This is a genomic window from Dysosmobacter sp. Sow4_B12, assembly GCF_052116665.1.
Lineage (GTDB): Bacteria > Bacillota > Clostridia > Oscillospirales > Oscillospiraceae > Oscillibacter.
In genome coordinates this window covers 1-23,593 of the sequence record NZ_JBQKKR010000008.1, presented here as the reverse complement: position 1 = coordinate 23,593, position 23,593 = coordinate 1, and the positions used below count along the sequence as shown (strand labels likewise).

Annotated in this window: 20 protein-coding genes; 7 read left to right on the top strand and 13 right to left on the bottom strand. The window is 61.0% G+C overall.

Going from position 1 to position 23,593, the window contains the following annotated elements; genetic code table 11:
* Positions 1-202: 202 nt before the first annotated feature.
* A complete protein-coding gene (locus tag ACTQ4R_RS08580; protein ID WP_441627725.1) occupies positions 203-1,225 on the bottom strand; it encodes a LacI family DNA-binding transcriptional regulator in 1,023 nt (340 codons plus the stop codon).
* Positions 1,226-1,566: 341 nt separating this feature from the next.
* The gene (locus ACTQ4R_RS08575; protein ID WP_441627723.1) at positions 1,567-1,836 is read right to left on the bottom strand and encodes a hypothetical protein; all 270 of its coding nucleotides are present in this window, start codon (positions 1,834-1,836) and stop codon (positions 1,567-1,569) included.
* A 37-nt stretch (positions 1,837-1,873) separates the two neighbouring features.
* On the opposite strand from ACTQ4R_RS08575, the gene ACTQ4R_RS08570 reads away from it, so the two are divergent.
* From ACTQ4R_RS08570 to ACTQ4R_RS08560, 3 genes are all read left to right on the top strand, one after another.
* Positions 1,874-2,911, top strand: coding sequence for a Bug family tripartite tricarboxylate transporter substrate binding protein (locus tag ACTQ4R_RS08570; protein ID WP_441627721.1), 1,038 nt, complete (start codon positions 1,874-1,876; stop codon positions 2,909-2,911).
* Between the two features lie 107 nt (positions 2,912-3,018).
* Entirely contained in the window at positions 3,019-3,477 is a 459-nt protein-coding gene (locus tag ACTQ4R_RS08565) for a tripartite tricarboxylate transporter TctB family protein (protein ID WP_441627720.1), read from the top strand.
* 26 nt (positions 3,478-3,503) lie between these two features.
* Positions 3,504-5,015 (top strand): tripartite tricarboxylate transporter permease, encoded by a 1,512-nt coding sequence (locus ACTQ4R_RS08560; protein WP_441627718.1) that lies wholly within the window; start codon positions 3,504-3,506, stop codon positions 5,013-5,015.
* 77 nt (positions 5,016-5,092) lie between these two features.
* Here the strand turns inward: ACTQ4R_RS08560 and ACTQ4R_RS08555 are convergent, their stop codons facing one another.
* From ACTQ4R_RS08555 to rlmB, 5 genes are all read right to left on the bottom strand, one after another.
* Positions 5,093-5,248: a rubredoxin gene (locus ACTQ4R_RS08555; protein ID WP_441627716.1), complete on the bottom strand. Its 156-nt coding sequence runs from the start codon at positions 5,246-5,248 to the stop codon at positions 5,093-5,095.
* A gap of 19 nt (positions 5,249-5,267) precedes the next feature.
* The gene (locus tag ACTQ4R_RS08550; protein ID WP_441627714.1) at positions 5,268-5,831 is read right to left on the bottom strand and encodes an NADH peroxidase; all 564 of its coding nucleotides are present in this window, start codon (positions 5,829-5,831) and stop codon (positions 5,268-5,270) included.
* Positions 5,832-6,037: 206 nt separating this feature from the next.
* Complete coding sequence (locus tag ACTQ4R_RS08545) at positions 6,038-8,113, bottom strand: elongation factor G (protein WP_441627712.1); 2,076 nt, start codon at positions 8,111-8,113, stop codon at positions 6,038-6,040.
* A 297-nt stretch (positions 8,114-8,410) separates the two neighbouring features.
* Entirely contained in the window at positions 8,411-10,498 is a 2,088-nt protein-coding gene (locus ACTQ4R_RS08540) for a hypothetical protein (RefSeq protein ID WP_441627710.1), read from the bottom strand.
* Between the two features lie 23 nt (positions 10,499-10,521).
* Positions 10,522-11,292, bottom strand: coding sequence for a 23S rRNA (guanosine(2251)-2'-O)-methyltransferase RlmB (rlmB, locus tag ACTQ4R_RS08535; protein WP_441627708.1), 771 nt, complete (start codon positions 11,290-11,292; stop codon positions 10,522-10,524).
* Between the two features lie 185 nt (positions 11,293-11,477).
* Between rlmB and ftsH the strand changes: the two genes are divergently transcribed.
* Together ftsH and ACTQ4R_RS08525 are read left to right on the top strand one after the other, a co-directional pair.
* Positions 11,478-13,661 (top strand): ATP-dependent zinc metalloprotease FtsH, encoded by a 2,184-nt coding sequence (gene ftsH, locus ACTQ4R_RS08530; RefSeq protein WP_441627706.1) that lies wholly within the window; start codon positions 11,478-11,480, stop codon positions 13,659-13,661.
* A gap of 72 nt (positions 13,662-13,733) precedes the next feature.
* Entirely contained in the window at positions 13,734-14,258 is a 525-nt protein-coding gene (locus tag ACTQ4R_RS08525) for a GNAT family N-acetyltransferase (protein ID WP_441627704.1), read from the top strand.
* A gap of 40 nt (positions 14,259-14,298) precedes the next feature.
* Here ACTQ4R_RS08525 and ACTQ4R_RS08520 read toward each other — a convergent pair whose 3' ends face one another.
* Complete coding sequence (locus tag ACTQ4R_RS08520; RefSeq protein WP_441627702.1) at positions 14,299-15,645, bottom strand: MATE family efflux transporter; 1,347 nt, start codon at positions 15,643-15,645, stop codon at positions 14,299-14,301.
* A 183-nt stretch (positions 15,646-15,828) separates the two neighbouring features.
* Between ACTQ4R_RS08520 and ACTQ4R_RS08515 the strand changes: the two genes are divergently transcribed.
* On the top strand, positions 15,829-17,067 hold the full coding sequence (locus ACTQ4R_RS08515) for a helix-turn-helix domain-containing protein (RefSeq protein WP_441627700.1): 1,239 nt from the start codon (positions 15,829-15,831) through the stop codon (positions 17,065-17,067).
* Between the two features lie 40 nt (positions 17,068-17,107).
* Here the strand turns inward: ACTQ4R_RS08515 and ACTQ4R_RS08510 are convergent, their stop codons facing one another.
* The 5 genes from ACTQ4R_RS08510 to ACTQ4R_RS08490 form a co-directional block, all read right to left on the bottom strand.
* Positions 17,108-19,006, bottom strand: coding sequence for an ABC transporter ATP-binding protein (locus tag ACTQ4R_RS08510; protein ID WP_441627849.1), 1,899 nt, complete (start codon positions 19,004-19,006; stop codon positions 17,108-17,110).
* 10 nt (positions 19,007-19,016) lie between these two features.
* A complete protein-coding gene (locus tag ACTQ4R_RS08505; RefSeq protein WP_441627698.1) occupies positions 19,017-20,753 on the bottom strand; it encodes an ABC transporter ATP-binding protein in 1,737 nt (578 codons plus the stop codon).
* On the bottom strand, positions 20,747-21,187 hold the full coding sequence (locus tag ACTQ4R_RS08500; protein WP_441627696.1) for a MarR family winged helix-turn-helix transcriptional regulator: 441 nt from the start codon (positions 21,185-21,187) through the stop codon (positions 20,747-20,749). Before ACTQ4R_RS08500 ends, ACTQ4R_RS08505 begins: the two co-directional genes overlap by 7 nt.
* 311 nt (positions 21,188-21,498) lie before the next feature.
* Positions 21,499-22,308: an SDR family NAD(P)-dependent oxidoreductase gene (locus tag ACTQ4R_RS08495; protein ID WP_441627694.1), complete on the bottom strand. Its 810-nt coding sequence runs from the start codon at positions 22,306-22,308 to the stop codon at positions 21,499-21,501.
* A 51-nt stretch (positions 22,309-22,359) separates the two neighbouring features.
* Positions 22,360-23,127: an IclR family transcriptional regulator gene (locus ACTQ4R_RS08490; protein WP_441627692.1), complete on the bottom strand. Its 768-nt coding sequence runs from the start codon at positions 23,125-23,127 to the stop codon at positions 22,360-22,362.
* Positions 23,128-23,368: 241 nt separating this feature from the next.
* Here ACTQ4R_RS08490 and ACTQ4R_RS08485 point away from each other — a divergent pair.
* A partial coding sequence (locus ACTQ4R_RS08485) for a hypothetical protein (RefSeq protein ID WP_441627690.1) occupies positions 23,369-23,593 on the top strand: 225 nt, incomplete at its 3' end.

The window sequence follows — 23,593 nt, the reverse complement described above, 5'->3', positions numbered from 1 at the left end:
TTCCACTGTTTCCGGGCCAAAAGCCCGTTGCTCAGTTGTCACCGCCGCGCCGCTGCCGCACGGTACAGCAAAATGAAAACGTTTTCTTTTATAAGCATAAACGAAGTGCTTTGAAAAATCAAGAAAAATCTGTCCCAATGTTCAGAAAATCAACAAAATATCAAAATTATACCGGCGGCTGCAAGCAGTTTGACGAAATTCTTTATCCGTTCCGGGGGATGCCCAGGGAATTTCCCGGCGTGATGGTGGGGTCAAAAATGTACTCCCGGCAGGGCATTTCCGGGTTTTTGATACGGCTGAGGATGGACTGTCCCACCTGCTCGCCGATGGCAGCCATGTCAAAGGTGGCGGAGGTGGGCCGGGTAGTCATGAGGTCCATATTGTTGATGCTGTCATAGGACACCAGCGAAATATCCTCCGGGATGCGGATCATTTTGCGGCGCAGCTCCTCCAAAATACCGATGGTCATCATGTTGTTCTGGGAGAGGATGGCTGTGGGCCACTCCTCCAGGGAACACATGTGCCGGATGGCCTCCACGCCGCTTTGCAGGGTGAACTCGCCGGTGTAAGTATAGGGATACAACTTATCCACCCGGACCCCCGCTTCCCCCATGGCGTCCACAAAGCCTTGAAAGCGCTCGAAGCTGTTGCTCAAATGGGCGGGGCCCCGCACCACGAAGATCTTCCGGTGCCCCAGGGCCAGCAGCTGCTTTGTCAAGCGGTAGCAGCCCAGATAGCTGTTGGTGTCGATCAGGTCTCCCCGGAACTCCGGTGCCATGATCCGCCGGTTCAGCAGGACCATGGGCGTCTTTTTGTTCATTTCCAGCACAAAATCGTTGTTCCTTCCGGTGGTGTTCAGAATGAGGCCGTCGATGTTTTTGCTCATGAGCATCTGCAGGTAATCCAACTCCCGCTCTTTCCGGTTTCCGGTGCTGCACAGCATGAGGTTATAATTCTGGCTGCTGACAATATCCTCCACGCTGCGGGCGATGGAAATATAATAGCTGTTGGAAATATCGGACACCAGAAAGCCGATGGTATACGTGCTGTTGGTTTTCAAGCTCTTCGCAATGGTATTGGGCACATACCCCAGCCTCTTTGCCGTCTCCAGCACACGGGTCCGCATAGCGTCCGTCACGCAAGGGTCATGATTCAATGAGCGCGATACGGTCGCGAGTGAAACATTGGCCTCTCTCGCGATGTCCTTGATCGTGGCTCTTTTCATTGTCATCCCTCATTTACTTCCGTGTATTTTGTATGCCGGTCCATCGGCAAAAAGCTGCTCCGCTTTGCCGCCCGTTTTAAAAGCAAGCGGCAAAATAACGTTTACATCCCACTTTCATTATACTGTCCTCCCGTTCCCTTTTGCAAGGCAAATTTATCATTTTGGTAAAACGTATTCATCTGTAAAAGTCGGAATTTTTAGAAATTTTCAGCTGATTTTCCCAGCTGCCGGCCTCATGGTGCACATATGCGCCCGGCTTGAAAGGCCGGAACACCATGCGCACATATGTTTTCGGCTATTTTGCATATTTAATGTTGCATTTTTTCTGCTTATTCGACAAATTATACAAATTCAATTGACTTTTCTCCTGCTGATATGCTATGATTTTCACAGATAGGGTGCTTTTCGGCTTTTTTGTTTTCCCTAAATTTGTAAACGTTTTCTATTTTTCGTTTTTCAAACCCCGGAGGCAAACCGCCCTCGGCCCCTATCCGGTCCAAACCGGCCAGGATGGATCTGCCGCTTTGTCCTGGCAACCGGCGCTCCCGCGGATGTGTTTTTTTTACCCATTTTTGTAAACGTTTTCTTTTTGGGGTTTCACATCCGTCCACCCCTACCCACACACGATGAAGATTAGGAGGAACGAACATGAAAAAAGCACTGTCTCTGATCCTGGCATCCTTCATGCTGCTGTCTCTGGCCGCCTGCGGCAAAAAGGAAGCCGCCCAGGCTCCCGCTGAGTCCACGCAGCAGTCTGCTCCCGCCGCGGAAAGCACTGCTTCCGACTACCCCAGCAAGACCATTGAGATCGCTGTTCCTTACGGTGCCGGCGGCGGCCAGGATGTATGGACCCGCATTACCGCCAACTACATGATGGAATACATGGGCGACGGTGCCAACATCATTGTCAATAACGTTACCGGCGGCGGCGTGACCGGCGCCACCTATATGGCTACTTCCGAAAACAGCGGCTATTACCTGGGCTCCATCGTGCCCTGGCAGCTGACTGACCAGTTCGTCCAGCACGACATTCCCTATGACGAGACCAGCTTTGAGCCCGTGGGTGTCGGCTCCTTTGACTGCAACTTCATCATCATCTCCCCCAGCCTGGGGATCTCCACCTGGGAGGAATTCGCCGATCTGGTCAAGGCCAACGATGGCGAGATCACCATGGCCATGGGCGGCAACTGGAACGTGCATGATTTCCTGCGTCTGAAGGTTGAGGACTACCTGGGCGCCTCTTTCGCCCGCATGTCCTATGACGGCGGCGCCAGCGCGCTGGCCGCCGTGATGACCGGCGACGCCATGTGCGCCAGCGTCTCCATTTCCGAGGCCCTGTCCGCCATGGAGTCCGGCGACGTCATCGCCGTCTGCGTCACCAGCGCGGAGCGCACCGAGACCGCTCCCGACGTTCCCTCTTTGAAGGAGCTGGGTGTGGACATCGTCCACGGCCAGTGGCGTGCTCTGACCACCCCCGCCGGCACCGATCCCGAGATCAAGGCCTATCTGTCCGATATTCTGGACAAGGTCTTCAGCGATCCCGACTACATCTCCGAGTGCAAGGCCGCCGGCCTGGATCCCGTCAACTACACCGGCGCCGCTGCCGAGAAGTACGTCTCTGACGACTTTGTGAATCTGAAGGCCCTGGTGGACTCCTTCGGCATCACGCCCGATTACGAACTGTAAAAAGGGAGCTTTCCGTCTCAGCACAACCGTTCCGGGCGGCGGCGCACGCGCGGCGGCCCGCCTAAAATCAAAATCCGAATCGAGTGTCCAAAGTTGAGGTGACTGACGTGGCAAATTGGAAACGCGACTCCATCGTGTGCATTCTGCTGCTGTGCTTCTATGTGGTGATGTTTGTGGAAAGCATCGGACTGAAGCAGGTGGCCCGTATCTATCCCCAGGTACTGATCATTCTGTGTGCGATTTTTACCGTGGCTCTGCTGGCAAAATCCATCGCGGCGCGCCACAGGGAGGATACAAGTACGCAAAGTGCGGAGGAAAAGCGTGTCGCGCTGGCTGTGATACAGGATGTTGCGGTTATCTGTGCCGCTTTGATCGCCTATGCCCTCTTGATAAAGGTCCTGGGCTACATCACCAGTTCCGTGCTGTTTATCGCCGTCACACTGGTCTTTCTGCGTATCAAAAAGTGGTATGTGGTGGCGGGCATCAGCCTGGGCACCACCCTGTTTCTGTACTTTATGTTCAACAACCTGCTGGGGATCCTGCTGCCCGCGGGATTGCTGATTTGAGACGGCGGCACAAGTGAGGTATCATTATGGAATTGGAATTGATCTTATCCGGCTTTGCCACTGCGCTGCAGCCGCAGAATCTGATGTTTATCATGATCGGCCTGCTCTTTGGCGTGTTCGTCGGCTCTCTGCCCGGCATGACCGCCACCATGGGCGTGGCTGTCATGGTCCCCTTCTCCTATTATCTGGAAGCTGATACCGCCATGCTGCTGATGAGCGGCGTGTTTTGCGGCGCTATTTTCGGCGGCTCCATTTCCGCTGTCCTGCTGGGCATCCCCGGCACACCCGCCTCCGTTCCCACTGCCTGGGAGGGCTTTCCCATGGCCAAGCGGGGGCAGGCGGGGCAAGCGCTGCACTTGTGCACCGCCGCCTCCGTGTGCGGCGGTATCGTCAGTTCCGTGGCGCTGCTGCTGTTCGCTCCCGCCCTGGCGGCCTTCGCTTTAAAATTCGGCGCGCCGGAGACCATGATGTTGGCGATCTTCGGCATGACAGTGGTCTCCTCCTTGACCGCCGGCAACATGCTCAAGGGCGCCATCATCGCGTTTTTAAGCCTGCTTCTCGCCTGCATCGGCCAGGACCCCATCAACGGCTATGCCCGCTTTACCTTCGGAAACTACAATCTGATCGGCGGGTTATCCCTGGTCCCCGTGCTGATCGGCGTATTCTCCCTGCCGGAGGTCTTCAACCTGGTGGAGGAGATCGTCCGGTCCCGTGGGCATGAGCACAAGCAGGAGCGCATCAAGGTCGGCTCCATGCGGGTCCCCTTGAAGGAAATGCTCTCCCACGCCGTGACCATCATCAAGTCCTCCATCATCGGCGTGGTCATCGGCATCATTCCCGCCGCCAGCGCCGACGTGGCCGCGTTCCTGGCTTATAATGAGTCCAAGCGGTCCTCGAAGCATCCGGAGAATTACACCAAGGGCGAGGTGGACGGCCTCATGGCCTCGGAATCCGCCAACAATGCCGTTACCGGCGCCTCCTTGATCCCGCTTTTGACGTTGAGTATCCCCGGCAGCGCCCCGGCCGCTTTGTACCTGGGCGTGCTGTATGTAAACGGCCTTCGTCCCGGCACCACCCTCTTCACCAACAACGCCAAGACGGTGTACGCGCTGATGGCCGGCTTCCTGCTGGTAAACATCCTCATGTACGTGGTGGGTCTGGCCTACTGCAAGGTGGCTGGAAACGTGGTCCGCGTCCCCCGGGAGATCCTGGTCCCCATCATCCTGGTCTTGTGCGTGGTAGGCTCCTTCGCCTGCAACCACAACTGGTTCGACGTGTGGATCATGTTTGTAGTGGGCACCGTCAGCTACCTGCTCAGCAAATGCGGCTTCCCCCTGTCTCCCATCGCCCTGGGCTTGATCCTGGGTCCTATTTTCGAACCGAAGCTGGCCCAGACCAACGTGATGTTCAAAGGCAATTTCCTGCTGCTGTTCACCCGCCCCATCTGCGTGGTGTTCATGCTGCTGATCGTCATCTCTTTGGCCTGGCCCTTGATCAGTGCCCAGATCAAAAAGCTCCGTACCCGCAAGGCTTCTTGAAAAGCCGCTTTTTCAGTGAAAAAACAACAGCCGCTGCGAAATGCAGCGGCTGTTGTTTTTCATCATGTGAAACGCGCTTATTCCTTTTCAAACACGTCCTTACCCATCTCACAGACGGGGCAGACCCAATCCGCGGGGACCTGCTCCCAGGGTGTGCCGGGAGCAACGCCGTGGTCGGGATCACCGACAGCGGGATCGTAGACATAGCCGCAGGGGCAAACATACTTATCCATACAAGTATCCCCCGTCTAATCAGAAGTAACGCTTCAGCAGGCCGGCGAACGCCTTGCCGTGGCGGGCCTCGTCGCGGGCCATCTCATGGACGGTGTCGTGGATGGCGTCCAGGTTGTACTTCTTGGCCAGCTTAGCCAGCTCAAACTTGCCGGCGGTAGCACCGTTCTCGGCCTCAACGCGCATCTCCAGGTTCTTCTTGGTGGAGTCGGTGACGACGTCGCCCAGCAGCTCGGCGAACTTGGCAGCGTGCTCAGCCTCTTCCAGAGCGGCGCGGCGCCAATACTCACCGATCTCGGGATAACCCTCGCGATGGGCCACACGGGCCATGGCCAGATACATGCCCACCTCGGTGCACTCGCCCATGAAGTTGGCATTCAGACCGTCGATGATCTCCTTCTGGACTTCCTCGGGCACGTCAGCGCCAAAGGACTTGCCCACGCCCACAACGTGCTCGGCAGCCCAGCTCATCTCACCCTTCTGCTCAGTGAACTTGGAGGCGGGAACACCGCACTGAGGGCACTTCTCGGGAGGAGTCTCGCCTTCCCAAACATAGCCGCAAACCTGGCAAACCCACTTTTTCATAATAATGATCCTCCTTTTAATTTTAAAATCAACTGATTGATCGAATCAATTTCATATCCCGTTTAGGATGGTACAAGTATAACAGCAGATTCTAATATTGGCTAGTTGCTTATGCAACAATTTAAAACTTTTCACAGGCCGCGGCCCGCCGGATATATCCCAAAATACGGGGAGCCAACCGGCTCCCCGTATGGGTGGCATATCCTTTACTGCTGCTCAGCCAGGGCCTTCGCTTCGGCGATGGCCTTCTCCTGGGCCGCAGGGGGGCAATCCTCGTAGCGGACGAAGTGGAAGGTGAAGCTGCCGCGGCTCTGGGTCATGGACCGCAGGTCGATGGCGTAGCTGCCCATCTCCGCCATGGGGACCTCGGCGGAGATGACCTGGCTGCCGTCGCCGGTGGGGTCCATACCCATGACACGGCCCCGGCGCTTGTTCAGATCGCCGATGACGTCGCCCATGTAGCTGTCGGGCACGGTGACCTTCAGCTCGCCCACAGGCTCCAGCAGGACGGGGTTGGCCTCGGGCAGGGCGGCCTTATAGGCCAGCTGCGCGGCGGTCTTAAAGGCGATTTCGGAGGAGTCCACGGGGTGATAGGAGCCGTCGTACAGCACGGCCTTCAGATTCACCACGGGATAGCCGGCCAGAGGACCGTGGACACAGGCCTCACGCAGGCCCTTTTCCACAGCGGGGAAGAAGTTCTTGGGCACGGAGCCGCCGAACACTTCCTCAGCAAAGATCATGTCGTCCTGCTCGGTCTGGGGCTCGAAACGAATCCACACGTCGCCGAACTGGCCGCTGCCGCCGGTCTGCTTCTTATGACGGCCCTGCTTCTGCACGGTCTTGCGGATCTTCTCCCGGTAGGGCACCCGGACGGGCTTCAGGTCGGCCTCCACGTTGAAGCGGCTCTTCAGCTTGCTGATGAGCACATCCACCTGCATATCGCCGGCGCCGGAGAGGACCATCTGGTGGGTCTCGCCGTTGTTGACAACGGTAAAGGTGGGGTCTTCCTCATTCAGACGGCCCAGGCCCTGGGCGATCTTGTCCTCCTGGCCCCGGGTCTTGGGCACGATGGCCACGGAGTAGCAGGGCTCGGCGAAGGGGATGTTCTTCAGTGCCACGACCTTACGGGCGTCGCACAGGGTGTCGCCGGTCTTGACCTTGTCCATCTTGGCGATGGCGCCGATGTCACCGCAGGAGAGCTCCTTGACCTCGGTGGCCTTCTTGCCCCGCATGACATACAGGCGGCCCAGCTTTTCAGCGGCGCCGGTGCGGGCGTTGACCATGGGCAGGTCGGGGGTGATGGAGCCGGAGAGGACCTTCACGAAGGAGTACTTGCCGTACTGGTCGGAAACGGTCTTGAACACGAACGCGGTGGGCACGCCGCCGGGGGAGACCACGAACTCCTCGGTCTCGCCGTCGGCGCGGGTGGCCTTGTGGTAGTTGCCCTCCATGGGGTTGGGCAGCAGGTCCACGATGTTGTCCATCAGCATCAAAGAGCCCATGCAGTTGACGGCGGAGCCGCACAGCACGGGGAACAGGCTCAGCTCCCGGACGCCCTGGCGCAGGCCCTGGATCATCTCGGCGTAGGTGAAGTCCTCTCCGCCGAAGAACTTGTCCATGAACTCCTCGCTGGTCTCGGCAACGGACTCCTTCAAAGCGTCGTTGAATTCGGCAATGACGTCCTCCTTGTCGGCGGGGACCTCGATCTCCACCCGCTTGAGGTCGTGCATCTCATAGGCGCGCTTGTTCAGCACGTCGATCAGGCCGGTGACCCGCTTGTCGGCATCCCAAATGGGGACCACCAGGGGGGCGATCTTCTTGCCGAAGCGCTCACGCAGGGCCTCGAAGGTGGCGTTGTAGTCAGAGTTGTCCTCATCGGTCTTGGAGATATAGATAAAGCGGGGCATGTTCCGCTCTTCGCAGTACTTCCACGCCTTCTCCAGGCCAACGGACACGCCGTCCTTGGCGGAGCAGACGATGATGGCGGCATCCGCGGCCCGCAGGGCCTCCATGACCTCACCGGCAAAATCAAACGCGCCCGGGGTATCCAGCACGTTGATCCGGCAGCCCTTGTACTCCAGGGGCGCCACGGCGGTGGACAGGGAGATCTGGCGCTTGGTCTCCTCGGGATCGTAGTCGCAGACGGTGTTGCCGTCCGCCACACGGCCCATGCGGTCGATGGCGCCGGTCATGTAAAGCAGGCTCTCTGCCAGGGCGGTCTTACCGTTTCCGCTGTGACCCAGCAGGCAGACGTTGCGGATGTTTTGTACAGAATAGCTCATGTTCGTTCCACTCCTTAATGATAGGGCTGTTGACCGGCCCGGGGCGTACCGCCGGACCGTGATAGGTCTCATTGACAAGCGTCAGATTGCCTAATGTAGAAATTATACAACGTTTAACCAGGCAATACAACTAAAATTTTGGCAGGTTCCACATTTTAGGCAGGAGGGAGAAAAATCGCGTCAAATTTTTAGCAAAGCCGCAAAAAAGCGACGGCACAGAGGGGAAGTTTTTCCAAAAAAAGGAGCTGCCCGGACAGCTTCCGGACAGCTCCGCGCTCTTTGGTTGGTTTGATCGGTTCAGTACCGGCCCGCCCAATCGCTCATCAGCAGCACCGGCAGCACCCACAGCAGCAAAAACGCCAGCAGGGCCAGCGGCGTCATGAGACTGTACTTCCCCAAAAACGCCATATAGAAGGCCAGCAGCGTGCCCGCCGCGCTGCCCAGCAGCGACAGCCCCACGCCCCGGCGGGCCGCCCGGCACAGCCGGTGGCTGCCCACCACGGTTTCGGCATAGGGCAAAAGGCCCTCCCGGAACAGCAGGGCCCGGGGCAGTCCCCGGTCCTGCTCCGCCTCGCTGAGGGCTACCCGGGCACTTAGGTCCGGGTATTCCACCTTCACCTTTTTGTAAAACTTCCGCTTCAGCAGCGCCGGGGTGATGTTGGGGTCCCGGGCGGCCAGGATGGGAGTGATATGGCTGCGGCGCATCATCCGCAGGGCGAAGTCCACGTTTTCCGCCGCGTTGTACTTCACGGCGAAAACAGCGGCCAGCTGACGGTCCACCGCCAGAAAGATGCCGGTTTTCAAGTTGATGCCGGCCGGGAGCCGCACGTCCATCTTCCGCATGAAGGAGGCGGTGCCCAGCAGCACGGACTCCCCATGGATGGCGGCGGAATAGCCGCCCTCCTCGTAAAAGCTGAAGTCCACCGCTTCCTCGTAACGGCCTCCCTCGCTGCGGACAAGGCCGTCAAACAGCCGCTCCAGGCCGCAGCCGGCACAGCGGGCCAGGGTCGCGGCATAGGAGGCGGCCTTGGACAGTTCCTCGCCGAACACCTTCACGCCGTTGAGCTGTATGGTTCCCGGCGGGAAGAGGTCGCTGTCCGTCACGATCATGCTTTTGCGGCCGGCGATCCGCGACGCGCCCGCCCAGCCGGCCACGGCGCAGCCGGCCTTTTGCAGGTGGCGGGCCAGGCGGGACCAGGGCAGGCTCCAGCTCAGCGGCAGGGAGAAGGTGGCCCCCGCCGCCAGCAGGGCGGACCAGTTCAGCAAAAAGTCACTGCCCCGCCCCTGTCCCAGGGAGCTGAGGCCCGCGAACACGAAGGTGGCCACCAGGACCACCGGCAAAAGCGCCGTCTGCCACAAAACGCCCACATCATCGGCGGAGGCCGCCGTGTAAAAGCCGGGTACGGCGCCCCGCTGCTTGCAGGCGCCCTTCTCCGTCTCCGTCACGAGATAGGGCGGCTCATCGTCCACGGCGGCGGAACGGAAGGTGTCGTAAGCGCCCCGGCTCCGCCGGGACAGTCCCCACAGGGCAAACGCCAGTCCCATGGCGCTGACGGCGGCATACGGCGTCACCGCCGTCCGCTGCGGCAGCAGCAGCACCGCGCCGCAGTCCAGGGCGGACACCACGGCGGACAGGGAGGCCAGCAGCTCGCTGGTACACCGCTTTCTTGCCAGCATCCGCGCCCCTTCGGCAAACACCTGGTGCGTCAGCAGAACGGAAAGGGTCAGGCAGCCCAGCAGGGCCAGGGCCTGGTTTTTCAGAGAGTCGGACCACCAGGGGATCGTCACTCCATAGGCCTGGGCGCCCAGCACCAGCACCGGCGCCAGAGCCATGGCAAAGGCGGCAGGCACCATTCCCCTGCGGCTTTGGTGCTGGCTGCGGCACAGGTCCGCCGCCTCGGAGAGGTCGGTCTCCGGGCCGATGGGCTCCTCCTCTTCCATCTCCTCAGGCTCCGGCGGCGCGTACAGCTCCTCCGTATCCCGAAGGGGTTTCCGGGAGAACAGGCCCCGCCGGGGCCGCAGCAAGGGCTCCCGGTTTTCCTCCATGACGGCGTCCACGGTGCTGCCCACCACCTCCTCCAGGGAGATGGGATGGGGCGAGGGGGGCAGCTCCTGCTCCGGCGTCTCCGCTTTCCCGGCCCGGCCGCGGGGCTTCTCCGGCGGCTGCTTTGCCGGCAGGGCTTCCCGCTCTGGGGCGGGCTCCTCCTGGAACACCGGTTCCGGTCCGGGATTCACCCGGGCTTCCACGTCCCGCAGGATCTGCCGCTTGCGGCCGCCGCCGTATTCCGCCAGGATCTCCTCCAGGGAGAAATCACCGTCCGCCGGCACATCCGTGCCGGCGGTCAAGTCCTCATATTGATTTTTCGTCTCATCCTTGAGAGCCATGGCAGACCTCTTTCCGTGTTTCTTTAGGCCAGGCGCTGGCGCACCGCCTCATACAGCAAAATGGCCGCCGCCGCGGAGGCGTTCAAGGAGTCCATGCGGCCCTTCATGGGGATGCTCACCAAAAAGTCGCAGTTCTCCTCCGCCAGGCGGGTCATGCCGTCGCCCTCGCTGCCGATAACGATGGCCGCGGGGCCCTTCAAGTCCGCGTTATACAGGGTGGTGTTTCCCCGGGCGGAGGTGCCGAACACCCACACCCCCTGCTTTTTCAAGTCCTTCAGCAGGGCGGGAATGTTGGGGACCCGGGCCACGGGCATATAGGCCACGGCGCCGGCGGAGGTCTTTGCCACCACGGCGGTGAGGCCGGCGCTGCGGCGCTTGGGGATGATGACGCCGTGGGCGCCGGCGCAGGAGGCCGTCCGGATGATGGCGCCCAGGTTGTGGGGGTCGGAGATCTCGTCGCACACCACCAGAAGCGGCGCTTCGCCCTTGTCGGCGGCGCTTTGGAGCATGCTCTCCACGCTGACATATTCCCGCACCGCCGCCAGGGCAATGACGCCCTGGTGGGCGTGGGTGCGGCTCATGCCGTCCAGCTTCCGCTTGTCGGCCTCCACCACCACAATGCCGGCGGCACGGGCCTTGGAGGCGATGTGGCCCAGGGTCTTGTCCGTCTCGCCCTTCTGGAGATAGATCTTATCGATGGCGCCGCCGGCGCGCAGGGCCTCAATGACGGCGTTGCGTCCTTCGATGATGCCGTCAGCCTCGGCGGTCAGTTCATTTTTCCTCTGCTCGTCCATAAAGTCTCCCTCAAAAAAGTTTTTCGACATTCACTTTGTAGTATACCATATATGAGGGGTACAATAAAGCTAAATTTACAGAAACTTCATCAAAAAAGCCCGCCCCGTTCTTGTGGCTCAGCCGCTTCTGTGGTATACTGCGTTATAATTTTAAGTGTGGCTTTTCCCGAAAGGAGTTCCGATACATGAATCCAAATGATAACAAGAACCGCCCAAACGGCGGAAAGGGCGGCGGCAGCGGCAGCTGGCGGGGCGTGGTGTCCCTGGTGTGCTGGGCGATGCTGCTGACCATCATCATCAATTCCGCCACCGCGTATTTCGGCAGCGCCGGCCGCCAGGCCTCCTCCGTCACCATTGAAAACAGCCAGTTCGTGGACATGGTGAAGCAGGGGCAGGTGGACCGGGTGGACTTTGACACCTCCGAGGACATCCTCATCATCACCCCCAAGGACGGCTATGTCTACACCGGCAGCGACGGTGTGGAATACACCAAGGGCAAGGACGCCCAGGGCAACAGCTGCTACACCTACACCGACGCCGCCGGACAGACCCAGCAGACGAATCTGAGCCTGTTCACCGTGCAGATCCGCTCCAACGATGAAGTGGTGAAGCTGCTGGACGAATACAGCGTGGAGTATGACCAGGCCTACCAGGCCCGGATGAATCCCCTGCTGTCCGCCTTCATCGAGCTGGTGCTCCCCTTCGTGCTCATCATACTCATGTTCTCCATCGCCATGCGGTGGATGAGCAAAAAGGGCGGTATCGGCGGCATGGGCGGCATCGGCGGTGTGGGCAAGGCCAACGCCAAGGTGTATATGGAAAAGTCCACCGGCGTCACCTTCCGGGACGTGGCCGGCCAGGACGAGGCCAAGGAATCCCTGACGGAGATCATCGACTTCCTCCACAACCCCGGAAAATACACAGAGATCGGCGCCAAGCTCCCCAAGGGCGCGCTGCTGGTGGGCCCTCCGGGCACCGGCAAGACACTGCTGGCAAAGGCCGTGGCCGGCGAGGCCAACGTGCCCTTCTTCTCCATCTCCGGCTCTGACTTTGTGGAGATGTTCGTGGGTGTGGGCGCCAGCCGTGTCCGGGACCTCTTTAAGGAGGCCAGCAAGGTGGCCCCCTGCATCGTGTTCATCGACGAGATCGACACCATCGGCAAATCCCGTGACAACCGCATGGGCGGCAACGACGAGCGGGAGCAGACGCTGAACCAGCTGCTGGCGGAGATGGACGGCTTCGACCCCACCAAGGGCGTCATTTTGCTGGCCGCCACCAACCGCCCTGAGGTGCTGGACCAGGCGCTGCTGCGGCCCGGCCGCTTTGACCGCCGCATCATCATCGACCGGCCCAACCTGGCGGGACGGCTTGCCACCCTCCAGGTCCACACCCGCAACATCAAGCTGGGCGAGGACGTGAACCTCAAGAAGGTGGCCCTGGCCACCGCCGGCTGCGTGGGCGCGGACCTTGCCAACCTGGTGAACGAGGCGGCCCTCCGGGCTGTCCGCAAGGGCCGCAAGGTGGTCACCCAGGAGGACCTGCTGGCCGCCTTCGAGCTGGTCATCGCCGGCACGGAGAAAAAGGGCAGCGTGCTGACGGAGTTTGAAAAGAAGCTGGTGGCGTACCACGAGGTGGGCCACGCCATGGTGGCCTACAAGCAGAAAAACACCGAGCCGGTGCAGAAGATCACCATTGTCCCCCACACCCAGGGCTCCCTGGGCTACACGCTGCTGATGCCCGAGGAGGACAAGACAGAGCTGCGCACCAAGGACGAGCTCATGGCCAAGATCACCGTGTCCATGGGCGGCCGGGCCGCCGAGGAAGTGGTGATGCACACCATGACCAACGGCGCCTCCCAGGACATCCAGGACGCCACCAATGTAGCCCGGAACATGGTGGCCATGTTCGGCATGAGCGAGGAGTTCGGCATGATGGCCCTGGCCTCCCGCCGCAATCAGTATCTGGACGGCGGCTACGGCATGGACTGCGCCCAGGACACCGCCGCCCAGATGGACAAGGCGGTGAAGGAGATCCTGGACAAGTGCTACCAGGCCGCCGTGGAGATCCTGAAGGCCAACCGGGAGGATATGGACAAGGTGGTTGCCTACCTGCTGGAGAAGGAGACCATCACCGGCGCCGAGATGGTGGCCATCATCGAGGGCCGGGACCCGGAGCTGGTGGAGGACCCCTACGCCTCCACCCAGACCCGTCCCGAGGGCATTGAAGCCCCCGCCAAGAAGGTCCACATGGTCTCCCAGAAGATTGAGGCCCCGGCGGAGCCCGCCCAGGATGCTTCCGCCCAGGGTGCCCCCGCGGAGGATGCTCCCGCCCAGGATGCGCCGCCCTCCGGCGACGAGGAAAAGGCATAACACGCAAAACGGCGCGCCGCATCCCCGGCGCGCCGTTTTTTACGACACATACGAAAAGAGAGGAAGATTTCCATGATCCGACTTGCCACCGCCGCCGACCTGCCTGCCGTCGCCGCTGTTTACGACGCCATTTTGGACTGGGAGGCTGAGAGCGGCGTCTGCTACACCAACTGGCAAAAGGGTAAATACCCCACCATGGACACCGCGAAGGGCATTCTGGAGGCCGGCACGTTGTACGTGGGCACGGACGCCGACGGCACCGTCTGGGGCAGCATGAACCTCAACGGCCTTCAGCTGCCGGAGTACGGGAAGATCAACTGGTCCATTCCCGCTCCGGACAGTCAAGTGGCCGTCATCCACACCCTGACCATCCACCCCGACCGCAAGGGCCGGTGCCTGGCCCGGCAGATGGTCCGCTTCGCCGAGGACACCGCCCGGGCCATGGGCAAGACCGCCCTGCGGCTGGACACCTGGGAGGGCAATGTCCCCGCCAACCACCTCTATCCCGCCCTGGGCTACCGTTTCGCGGGCTCCACGGACTTCTTTTTCATGGGCTATACCCACTCCGTTTTGAACCTGTACGAAAAGCAGCTGTAATGAGAAAACCGCCGGCACAGGCATTGTGCCGGCGGTCCTTTTACAGCTGCGCCACTTCTTTTCGATAGACCCGCAGGAAGTACCAGATCTCCGCCACGGCCGTGATGGCCCAGGAGAAGGCATACAGCAGGTACAAGGACGTGATGGTCCCAAAATGGGCGAACACCGTGTAGACCCAGAGGATGCGGAACGCGCAGGAGCCCAGAAGCACGATGACCGTAGGCGCGAGGCTTTTCCCCAGCCCCCGGGAGGCGGCGATGGTACAGTCCATGAAGGCGGAGATGCCGTAGGACAGGCTCATGACCCGCAGGCGGTGCATACCCGCCTCCACCACCGCGGGCTCCGCTGTGAAGAGCGAGAGGAACTGCGGGCCGGCGGCCAGGATGCCGAGGCCCAGCAGCACACCGGCGCCGAAGGAGTACGCCAGGCTGATGAGGAAGCTCTTTTTGATGCGGTCCTTCCGGCGGGCGCCGTAGTTTTGGCCGATGAAGCTGCCGCAGGCGGTGTAGAACGCCGCCATCACGTCGTAGACGATAGGGTCCTGGTTGGTGGCGGCGGAATTGCCGGCCACCATGGTGGCGTCAAAGGAGTTGACGCCCACCTGGATGAAGAGATTGGCGATGGCGAAAATGGCGTTTTGCAGTCCGCCGGGCAGGCCGATGCGCAAAATGGCCTTGGAGCGGCTGCGGCTCAGGCGCAGCTCCCGCAGCCGCAGGCCGTAGTCCTCCCCGCCCCGGCGCAGCAGGGCCAGCAGGATCAGCGCGGCGGACACATATTGGGAGAGGATGCTGGCCAGCGCCACACCCGCCACGTCCATCCCGCAGGCAATGACAAAAACCAGATTCAGCGTCACGTTCAGCGCGCCGGCAATGGACAGGTACAAAAGCGGCCGCTTCGTGTCGCCCACGGCGGAGAACACGGCGTTGCCGTAGTTGTAAACAGCCAGGGCCGGCATGCCCAGGAAGTAGATCCGCAGGTACAAGGCGGCTCCGTCGATCAGCTCCGGCTTGGTGTTCATCAGTGCCAGGATGTTCCGGGCGAACAGCACCCCGAAGCCCAAAAAGGCCAGTCCCGCCAGGGCGCACAAAATCGCCGCCGAGTGGACCGTCTCCGCCAAAGCCTTTTTGTCCCGGGCACCGAAGTGCAGGGCCGTCAGCACGTTGACGCCGCCGGACATGCCGATGAGAAACCCGGTGAACAGCGACACCAGAATGGCTGTGGAGCCCACGGCCCCCAGGGCGATGGGACCGGCAAACCGGCCCACCACGGCGATGTCCGCCATATTGAAAAGGACCTGCAAGAGGTTGGAGAGGATCAGAGGGAAGCTGAACAGGAAGATCTGCTTTCCCAAAGGTCCCCGGGTCAAGTCCCGTAATTCCTGCTTCATGTTGTTTCGTATGCCCCTTTTCAGAGAGATTCGCCAATTGGCCGCCCATCAGTGTAGCACGGTCCAGGGCCTTTCTCAACCCTTTTTTCCCCTGCTAACCGGCGGTTGACAAAAAGAAATCCGGCGGTTGGTGGCGCCGGGGCGGAAAATCTGGTATCATGAAGGCAAAAAGGAGGTGGCCCCATGACAGTCGGACAGCGCATCGCCCAAAAACGCAAGGAACAGGGTCTTTCCCAGGAGGCGCTGGGGCAGAGCCTGGGGCTATCCCGCCAGGCCATTTACAAGTGGGAATCCGACGCCGCCCTGCCGGAGATCGACAAGCTCATCGCCCTGTCCCGCCTCTTCGGCGTATCCGTGGGATGGCTGCTGGGGGTGGAGGAGGACGCCGCCCCGGAGACGGCCCCCGCCGGGGAGCTGACAGAACGGCAGCTCAACATGGTGGAGGAGATCGTGGACCGCTATATCGCCGCCCTGCCCAAGCCAAGGCCCCGGCGCCGCTGGCCCTGGGTACTGGCGGCGGCAGTGCTGCTCTTTGCCGGGTGGAGCCTTTTTCAGCGGCTGGACCGGATGGACCGGCAGTATGACACGCTCCAAAACGCCGTCAACAATGTCACCTATTCCGTCAACAGCCAGATCGGCGGCATCTCCGACCGTGTGGAGGAGCTTTTAAAATCCCAAAACGACCTCACTGCCGATTACAGCACCCAGGTCGTCTCCACCGACTGCCGGGAAAACATGGTCACCTTCTCCTTCCGGGCCATTCCCAAGACCTTCTCCCAAGGGATGACCGCCTGGCTGGAGGTCCAGAACGAAGCGGTCAAATTCACCTTCGGTCCCTTCTCCCCCCAAGGCCAGACCTTCACCGGAGAGGCCACGGTTGCCCTGACGGACGACATCAGCCTGTATATCGTATTCGAAAGCGGCGGCGAGCGCCAGACCCAGCTGCTGGACACCTACTCCGGGCTGTACAGCGAGACACTGCCTTACGCGTATGCGGACATCTTCGACAATCTGAGCCGCTCCGCGCTGACAGAGCCGTTCCTTTTCACCATTCCCGCTCCGGACAAGACGCCTGTGGAATATGTAATGCTGGACCCGATGCCGCAAGGCACCGCCGCGGTGACAGAGCTGCGGATGGGGCTTTTCAAAAACAAGGAGCTGGTGGCCTGGGCGGAGCCCTGCGAGATCCCCGACCACTTCCTGGGCTTTGACAGCTATGACTTCTGCTACGTGCTGCCGGACCTGCAGCTTCAGCTGGCGGCAGGCGACGCCCTCTGCTTCGCCGCTGTTGCTGCCGACGAATATGGCCGGGAGAGCATCTATCCGGGAATCCCATGCTTTCTCAGCGACAGCGGCATGGAGCTGACCTGGCCGGACGGATGGAGCAGTTATCCCGATACCCCCGACAACTGGACATACTGAGCAAGTCCCCCGCGCCCATTGGGCGCGGGGGACTCTGCGTTTAATCCAATTCCGCTTGGCCTGTATAGAGCTGATAGTATCTGCCGTGCTGCTGGATCAAGTCATCGTGGTCGCCCCGCTCGATGATCCGGCCCTGCTCCAGGACCATGATGGCCTTGGCGTTGCGGACGGTGGAGAGGCGGTGGGCAATGACGAACACGGTCCTGCCCGCCATGAGCCGGTCCATGCCCTTTTCGATGAGCTTTTCCGTCCGGGTGTCGATGGAGCTGGTGGCCTCATCCAGAATGAGCACCGGCGGGTTGGCGCAGGCGGCCCGGGCGATGTTCAAAAGCTGCCGCTCTCCCTGGCTGAGGTTGCCGCCGTCGCCGGAGAGCACCGTCTGATACCCGTGGGGCAGGTGGCGGATGAAGGTGTCCGCCCCGGCCAGGCGGGCGGCGGCCTCCACCTCCTCGTCGGTGGCCTCCAGGCGGCCGTAGCGGATGTTGTCCGCCACGGTGCCGGTAAAGAGGTGGGTATCCTGGAGCACCACGCCCAGGGACCTGCGCAGGGAGTCCTTTTCAATATCCCGCACGTCGATGCCGTCATAGGTGATGGTGCCGGACTGGATCTCGTAAAAGCGGTTGATGAGGTTGGTGATGGTGGTCTTGCCGGCGCCGGTGGAACCTACGAAGGCGATCTTCTGGCCGGGCTTTGCGAAGAGGGACACATCGTGCAGCACTGTCTTGCGGGGGTCGTAGCCGAACACCACGTGGTCGAACCGCACATCGCCCCGGACGCTTACCAGCGTGCCGTCGGGCTTTTTCCAGGCCCAGGCGCCGGTGTCAAAGTCCGCCTCCGTCAAGTGTCCGGAGCGGTCCTCCGTGACCCGCACCAGCTTCACCTTGCCATTGTCCGCCTCCGGCTCCGTCTCCATGACCTCGAAGATGCGCTCAGCGCCGGCCACGGCGGAGAGGATGGTGTTCACCTGCTGGGAGATCTGGTTGAGGGGCTGGCTGACCTGCTTCGTGTACTGCAAAAAGGCCGCGAGGCCGCCCAAGTCGCCGCTGCGGATGGCCAGGATGGCGCCCACGCAGCAGGTGACGGCGTAGTTCACGTGGCTGAGGTTGCCCATGGCGGGGGGCATGATGCCAGCGAAGATCTGGGCCAGGGTGCCCGCCCTGCGGTAGGCCTCGTTCCGTCGGCGGAAGCCCTCTTTGGCGGCCTCCTCGTGATTAAAGACCTTGATGACCTTCTGGCCCTCGATCATCTCCTCGATATAGCCGTTCACCTCGCCGATGGCCTTCTGCTGGGCGGCAAAATACCGCCGGCTGCGGCTGCCCACCACCTTGACCACCAGCAGCATCACCGCCAGCATGGCGAAGGTGATGGCCGTGAGAATGGGGCTCAGCACGATCATCATGGCGATGATGCCCAGGAACGTCAAAGAGCAGGAGATCAGGCTTGCGAAGCTGTTGTTCAGCGCCTCGGACACCGTGTCGATGTCGTTTGTGTAGCGGCTCATGAGCTCACCGTGGGTGTGGGTGTCAAAGTACCTCAAAGGCAGGCGCTGCATCTTGTCGAACAGGTCCTCCCGGATCTTGGCCACGGTGTTCTGGGACACGTGGACCATGATGCGGGCGTAGGCGTAAGAGCAGACGGCACCTGTGATATAGATCAATGCCATGAGGCACAGCTCTCTGGCAAGGCCCGGGAAATCGCCGGGGAGGATATAGTCGTTAATAAGGGGCTTGAGCAGGTAGGACCCGCCCACGTTGCAGGCGGAGCTGACCACCAGCAAAACCACCACCAGCGCCAGCAACGCCTTATACCGCCCCAGGTAGCGCATGAGCCTGCCCAGCGTGCCCCGTAGGTCCTTGGGCTTCTGGAAGCCGCCCCGGGGCCCGTGGCCGGGACCGTGGCCCGGTCCCCCCGGGCCGGGGCCAAATCCGCCGGGACGCATCGATTTGTTCTCAGCCACGGATGCTCACTCCTTCCTGCTGGGATTCATAGACTTCCCGATAAATGCCGCAGCTTTCCATCAGCTGCCGGTGGGTGCCCTGGGCCACCACGCGGCCGTTGTCCATCACCAGGATCAAGTCGGCCTCGCAGATGGAGGTCACCCGCTGGGCAATGATGATCTTCGTGGTATCCTTCAGCTCGTTGGCGAAGGCAGCGCGGATCTTGGCGTCCGTGGCGGTGTCCACGGCGCTGGTGGAATCGTCCAAAATCAGCACCTTGGGCTGCTTCAAAATGGCCCGGGCGATACACAGCCGCTGCTTTTGTCCGCCGGAGACATTGACGCCCCCCTGGCCCAGGTCGGTGTCCAGGCCGTTGGGCATCCTCTCCAAAAACTCGTCGGCGCAGGCGGCGCGGCAGGCGCTCCACAACTGCTCCTCCGTGGCGTTGGAGTCACCCCACAGGAGGTTTTCCCGGATAGTGCCGGAGAACAATGTGTTCTTCTGCAGCACCACGGACACCTCCTCCCGCAGGTGCTCCAGGCAGTAGTCCTTCACCGGGCGGCCGCCCACGGACACGGTGCCCTCGTCCGCCTCATACAGCCGGGGGATGAGGGACACCAGGGTGGTCTTGGCGCTGCCGGTGCCCCCCAGAATGCCCACCGTCTGGCCCGAGGCGATGTGGAGGTCCACATCCCGCAGGACCCACTCCGGGCTCTCCGGGTTATATTTGAAAGAGACATGGTCAAAATCGATACTGCCGTCGGCCACCCGGGCGGTGGGATCGGCGGAAGCGTCGGTGATGGCGGGGACCTCGTCCAGCACCTCCACGATACGCTTGGCGCAGGCCACGGACCGGGTCATCATCATGAACATCATGGAGACCATCATCAGCGACATCATGATCTGGGTGATATAGGTGAAATACGTCATGAGCTTGCCGGGCGCCAGGGTGCCGGCGTAGACCATCTTGCCGCCAAACCACATGACGGCGATGATGGTGCCGTAAACAATGAGCATCATGATGGGCATGTTGATGACCACCATGCCGAAGGCCTTCTGGGAGGTCCCCTTCAAATCCTGGTTGCGCTTTGCGAACTTCTCCCGTTCGTGGTCCTCCCGGGCGAAGGATTTCACCACCCGGATGCCGGTCAGATTCTCCTGGACCACCAGGTTCAGCGCGTCGGTCCGCTCCTGGAGGGCGCGGAACAGGGGGCCGGCCTTGGAAAGGATCAGCGCCACTGCCGCCGCCAGCAGGGGCAGCGCCACCAGGAACACATTGCTCAGCTGCAGGCTGATTCGAATGGACAAAATGAGGGCCGAGACCAGCATCACCGGCGCCCGCACCAAAAGCCGCATGCCCATCATCAGCGTCATCTGCATGCTGTTGACATCGTTGGTCAAGCGGGTCACCAGTGAGGCGGTGGAAAACTTCTCAATATTGGAAAAGGCGTAATTTTGAATGTGGTCGTACTCCGCCGTGCGCAAATTGGCGCCGAAGCCCTGGCCCGCCACGGCGGAAAGGGCCGCGGAGCCCAGGCCGAAGGACAAAGAGACCAGCGCCATCACCACCATGAGGACGCCCTTTTTCAAAATATAGTTCTGGTCCCCGGCGGCGATGCCCACATCCACGATGTCGCTCATCACCAGCGGGATCAGCAGCTCAAAGACCGCCTCTGACGCGCTGCAAACGATGCCTGCCAGGATGCAGGCGCGGTACTGCCTTGCGTAAGGCCATAGTTTTTTCAACATGCGGTTTGATCCTCCTCCAGATTTCGCGTGATACGGTCCAGAAGGGACCGGAAGGTGTCCACCTCTTCCGCCGTCAAGCCCCGGACGATGACCTCCTCCACCTCCTGGAAGCTCCGCCGGGACTGCTCCTGCAGGGCCAGTCCCTTCTCCGTGATGGTGATGAGGCGGCGGCGGGCGTCGCTGCCGCTGACGCTGCGCTCCACCAGCCCCTTATCCACCATGCGGTCCAAAACGCCGTTGGCGGTGGAGGGCTTCACCCGCAGGTGGGCGGTCACCTCACACTGGGGCGCCTGCTTACCGTGAAGGCACAGGTACATCAGCACATGGCTCTGGGCCGGTGTCATCTCATACCGGGACATGCGGGCGTCCATGCTGGCCCGGGCCAAATGGGCCGCCCGGCCCAGGGAGGGCCCCAGCACACTGCTCCAACTCATAAAAACGCCTCCCTCATTATTTAGCACACTAATTTTTAGCACGCTAAATAATACCATGGGCACCACGCGGTGTCAATGTGCGATTCGCGATATTTTTTTGAACGTTTTATGAACAAAACCTTGAATTTTCAGCCTGTTGTAAACAAATTGTGAAGCTTGCGCCTAGGTCGTTGACTTTCGCCCTCCCGGCCTGTATGATGAATTCAACAAGCAGGAACGCTTGTGATCCAAACCATTTTCCCTCTCCTTTCTCTATATCATACAGGAAAGCGGGTGGCCGTCGGCCACCCGCTTTCCTGTTTTCATGCCGCTTAATAGTTTGTGTCGTACTCCCAGGGCGCGCCGCCGCACAGGCAGCCGCCGTCGATGTGGTAGGCCTGGCCGGTCATATAGGAGGATGCGTCGGACGCCAGCAGGATCGCCATGCCCACCAGTTCCTCCGGCAGGCCGGGACGCTTCATGGCGATGCGCTCCCGCAGCCAGGGCGCCCGGGTGGGATGGTCCCAGGTCACCTGGGTCAGCTCCGTCAGGATGTGGCCGGGGCTGATGGCGTTTGCCCGGATGCCGTACTGGGCAAATTCCACCGCCATGGCCCGGGTCAGTGCTACCACGCCGCTCTTGGCGGCGCCATAGACGGAGCAGCCGCCCAGCATCCCCTCGTCGTTATGAGAGCCGATGTTGACGATGCTGCCGCTCTTGCGCTTGTACATCTCTTTGGCCACCGCCTGGCTCATAAAGAACAGGCCCTTGAGATTGGTGTCCATGATGCGGTCATAGGTGGTCTCCTCAACGTCCAGCAGGCCCTCCCGCTTGTTGATGCCCGCCACGTTGAACAGCACGTCGATCTTGCCGTAGGTCTTTACCACCTCGTCCACACAGGCGCGGATGCTGTCCAGGCTGGTAATGTCCAGGTGGTGGACGGTGGCCCGGCCGCCGGCGGCGTTGATGCGGTCCGCCAAAGGCTGGCACTTGGACACGGTGCGGTTGCACAGCGCCACCTCCGCACCGGCGTTGGCCAGGCCCTCGCTGATGGCCAGGCCGATGCCGCCGCCGGCGCCGGTGACCAGGATCGTCTTCCCCGTCAATCCAAAGACGGAGTTCAAGTATGTGCTTTGTTCCATGTGTCTCTCCTTAGATCATTTTTAAATTCTCAACCGCCGGGGCAGGCTGTCTCAGCCCCGGAAGCCCAGCAGGCGGGAGATATTTTCCGCCGTCTGCCGGACTTCCCGGATCATGAATTCCTCGTCTTCCTTCATCCGGTAATCGGGGCCGGAGATGCTCACTGCCGCCAGGATCTTGCGGTTCATATCATAAATCGGCGCCGCCACGCAGATGAGACCCTCTTCGATCTCACCGTTGTCCATGGCGTAACCCCGCAGGCGGGCCTGGACCAGCTCGCCCCGCAGCTTCTCGGGATCGGTGATGGTGTTTTCCGTCAGCGGCTTGGCCTTGCGGCCCATCCACTGGCAGTACTCCTCAATGTACTCCGCCTTCTGCCCCGCCAGCATGACCTTGCCGCTGCTGGTGGCGTAGGCCGGCGCCCGGCCGCCGATCTGGGTGTTGCAGACGATGGAGCGGTGGGTCTCCACCTTATCCAAATAGAAGATGTCGTGCTCCAGCAGTACGCTGAGGTTGATGGTCTCGTGCACCGTGTCGCTGAGATGCTCCAGCTCCGGCCGGGCCACCCGGCGCAGATCGGACTGGCCCAGGATCGCGCTGGCCAGCAGCATCAGCCGGGGCCCCACCTGGTAGCTCTTGCGGACAGGGTCCTGCACCAGATACTGCCGGTCCGCCAAGGTGGATACCTGGCGGAACACCGTTGTGGTGGGCAGATCCAGATGATCCACCAGCTCCTTCAGTGTCCATTCGGTCTCTCTATCCATGAAACACTCCAGGATCTGCAGGGCGCGAAGAATGCTGGATACCTGCTCTTTCGCCATAATTTCCTCTTCCTTTCGTGCAAAATGCTCATTTTTCAAAGTTGCTTGACAAATGCTTGACAAGAAACGCGGAAAAGCCTATGATGAGTATACCACAAGACTGGCAGCTTGTGAATATTTTTATCGCATTTTTATGGAATTTTATTCCGTATAATGGAAACTACCAGTCCCTATGCCTTCCCGCTCCCCTGGCGCAGCCGTCACGCCGGCTGGATTTATGATGTCAGAAAGGAAATGAAACATGAGCAAAAAAATCGTTGTCATGGATGGTAACACGGCAGCGGCGCATGTGGCTTACGCCTTCACCGAAGTCGCGGCCATCTACCCCATCACGCCGTCTTCCCCCATGGCGGAAAAGGTGGACGAGTGGTCCGCCAAGGGCCGGAAGAACCTGTTCGGCTCCACCGTGGACGTCATCCAGATGCAGTCCGAGGCCGGCGCCGCCGGCACCTGCCACGGCTCCCTG

Coding starts and splice junctions, on each gene's coding strand:
- ACTQ4R_RS08580 (WP_441627725.1), bottom strand. CDS start 1,225: ATGAAAAGAGCCACGATCAAGGACATCGCGAGAGAGGCCAATGTTTCA.
- ACTQ4R_RS08570 (WP_441627721.1), top strand. CDS start 1,874: ATGAAAAAAGCACTGTCTCTGATCCTGGCATCCTTCATGCTGCTGTCT.
- ACTQ4R_RS08560 (WP_441627718.1), top strand. CDS start 3,504: ATGGAATTGGAATTGATCTTATCCGGCTTTGCCACTGCGCTGCAGCCG.
- ACTQ4R_RS08555 (WP_441627716.1), bottom strand. CDS start 5,248: ATGGATAAGTATGTTTGCCCCTGCGGCTATGTCTACGATCCCGCTGTC.
- ACTQ4R_RS08550 (WP_441627714.1), bottom strand. CDS start 5,831: ATGAAAAAGTGGGTTTGCCAGGTTTGCGGCTATGTTTGGGAAGGCGAG.
- ACTQ4R_RS08545 (WP_441627712.1), bottom strand. CDS start 8,113: ATGAGCTATTCTGTACAAAACATCCGCAACGTCTGCCTGCTGGGTCAC.
- ACTQ4R_RS08540 (WP_441627710.1), bottom strand. CDS start 10,498: ATGGCTCTCAAGGATGAGACGAAAAATCAATATGAGGACTTGACCGCC.
- rlmB (WP_441627708.1), bottom strand. CDS start 11,292: ATGGACGAGCAGAGGAAAAATGAACTGACCGCCGAGGCTGACGGCATC.
- ftsH (WP_441627706.1), top strand. CDS start 11,478: ATGAATCCAAATGATAACAAGAACCGCCCAAACGGCGGAAAGGGCGGC.
- ACTQ4R_RS08525 (WP_441627704.1), top strand. CDS start 13,734: ATGATCCGACTTGCCACCGCCGCCGACCTGCCTGCCGTCGCCGCTGTT.
- ACTQ4R_RS08520 (WP_441627702.1), bottom strand. CDS start 15,645: ATGAAGCAGGAATTACGGGACTTGACCCGGGGACCTTTGGGAAAGCAG.
- ACTQ4R_RS08515 (WP_441627700.1), top strand. CDS start 15,829: ATGACAGTCGGACAGCGCATCGCCCAAAAACGCAAGGAACAGGGTCTT.
- ACTQ4R_RS08510 (WP_441627849.1), bottom strand. CDS start 19,006: ATGCGTCCCGGCGGATTTGGCCCCGGCCCGGGGGGACCGGGCCACGGT.
- ACTQ4R_RS08505 (WP_441627698.1), bottom strand. CDS start 20,753: ATGTTGAAAAAACTATGGCCTTACGCAAGGCAGTACCGCGCCTGCATC.
- ACTQ4R_RS08500 (WP_441627696.1), bottom strand. CDS start 21,187: ATGAGTTGGAGCAGTGTGCTGGGGCCCTCCCTGGGCCGGGCGGCCCAT.
- ACTQ4R_RS08495 (WP_441627694.1), bottom strand. CDS start 22,308: ATGGAACAAAGCACATACTTGAACTCCGTCTTTGGATTGACGGGGAAG.
- ACTQ4R_RS08490 (WP_441627692.1), bottom strand. CDS start 23,127: ATGGCGAAAGAGCAGGTATCCAGCATTCTTCGCGCCCTGCAGATCCTG.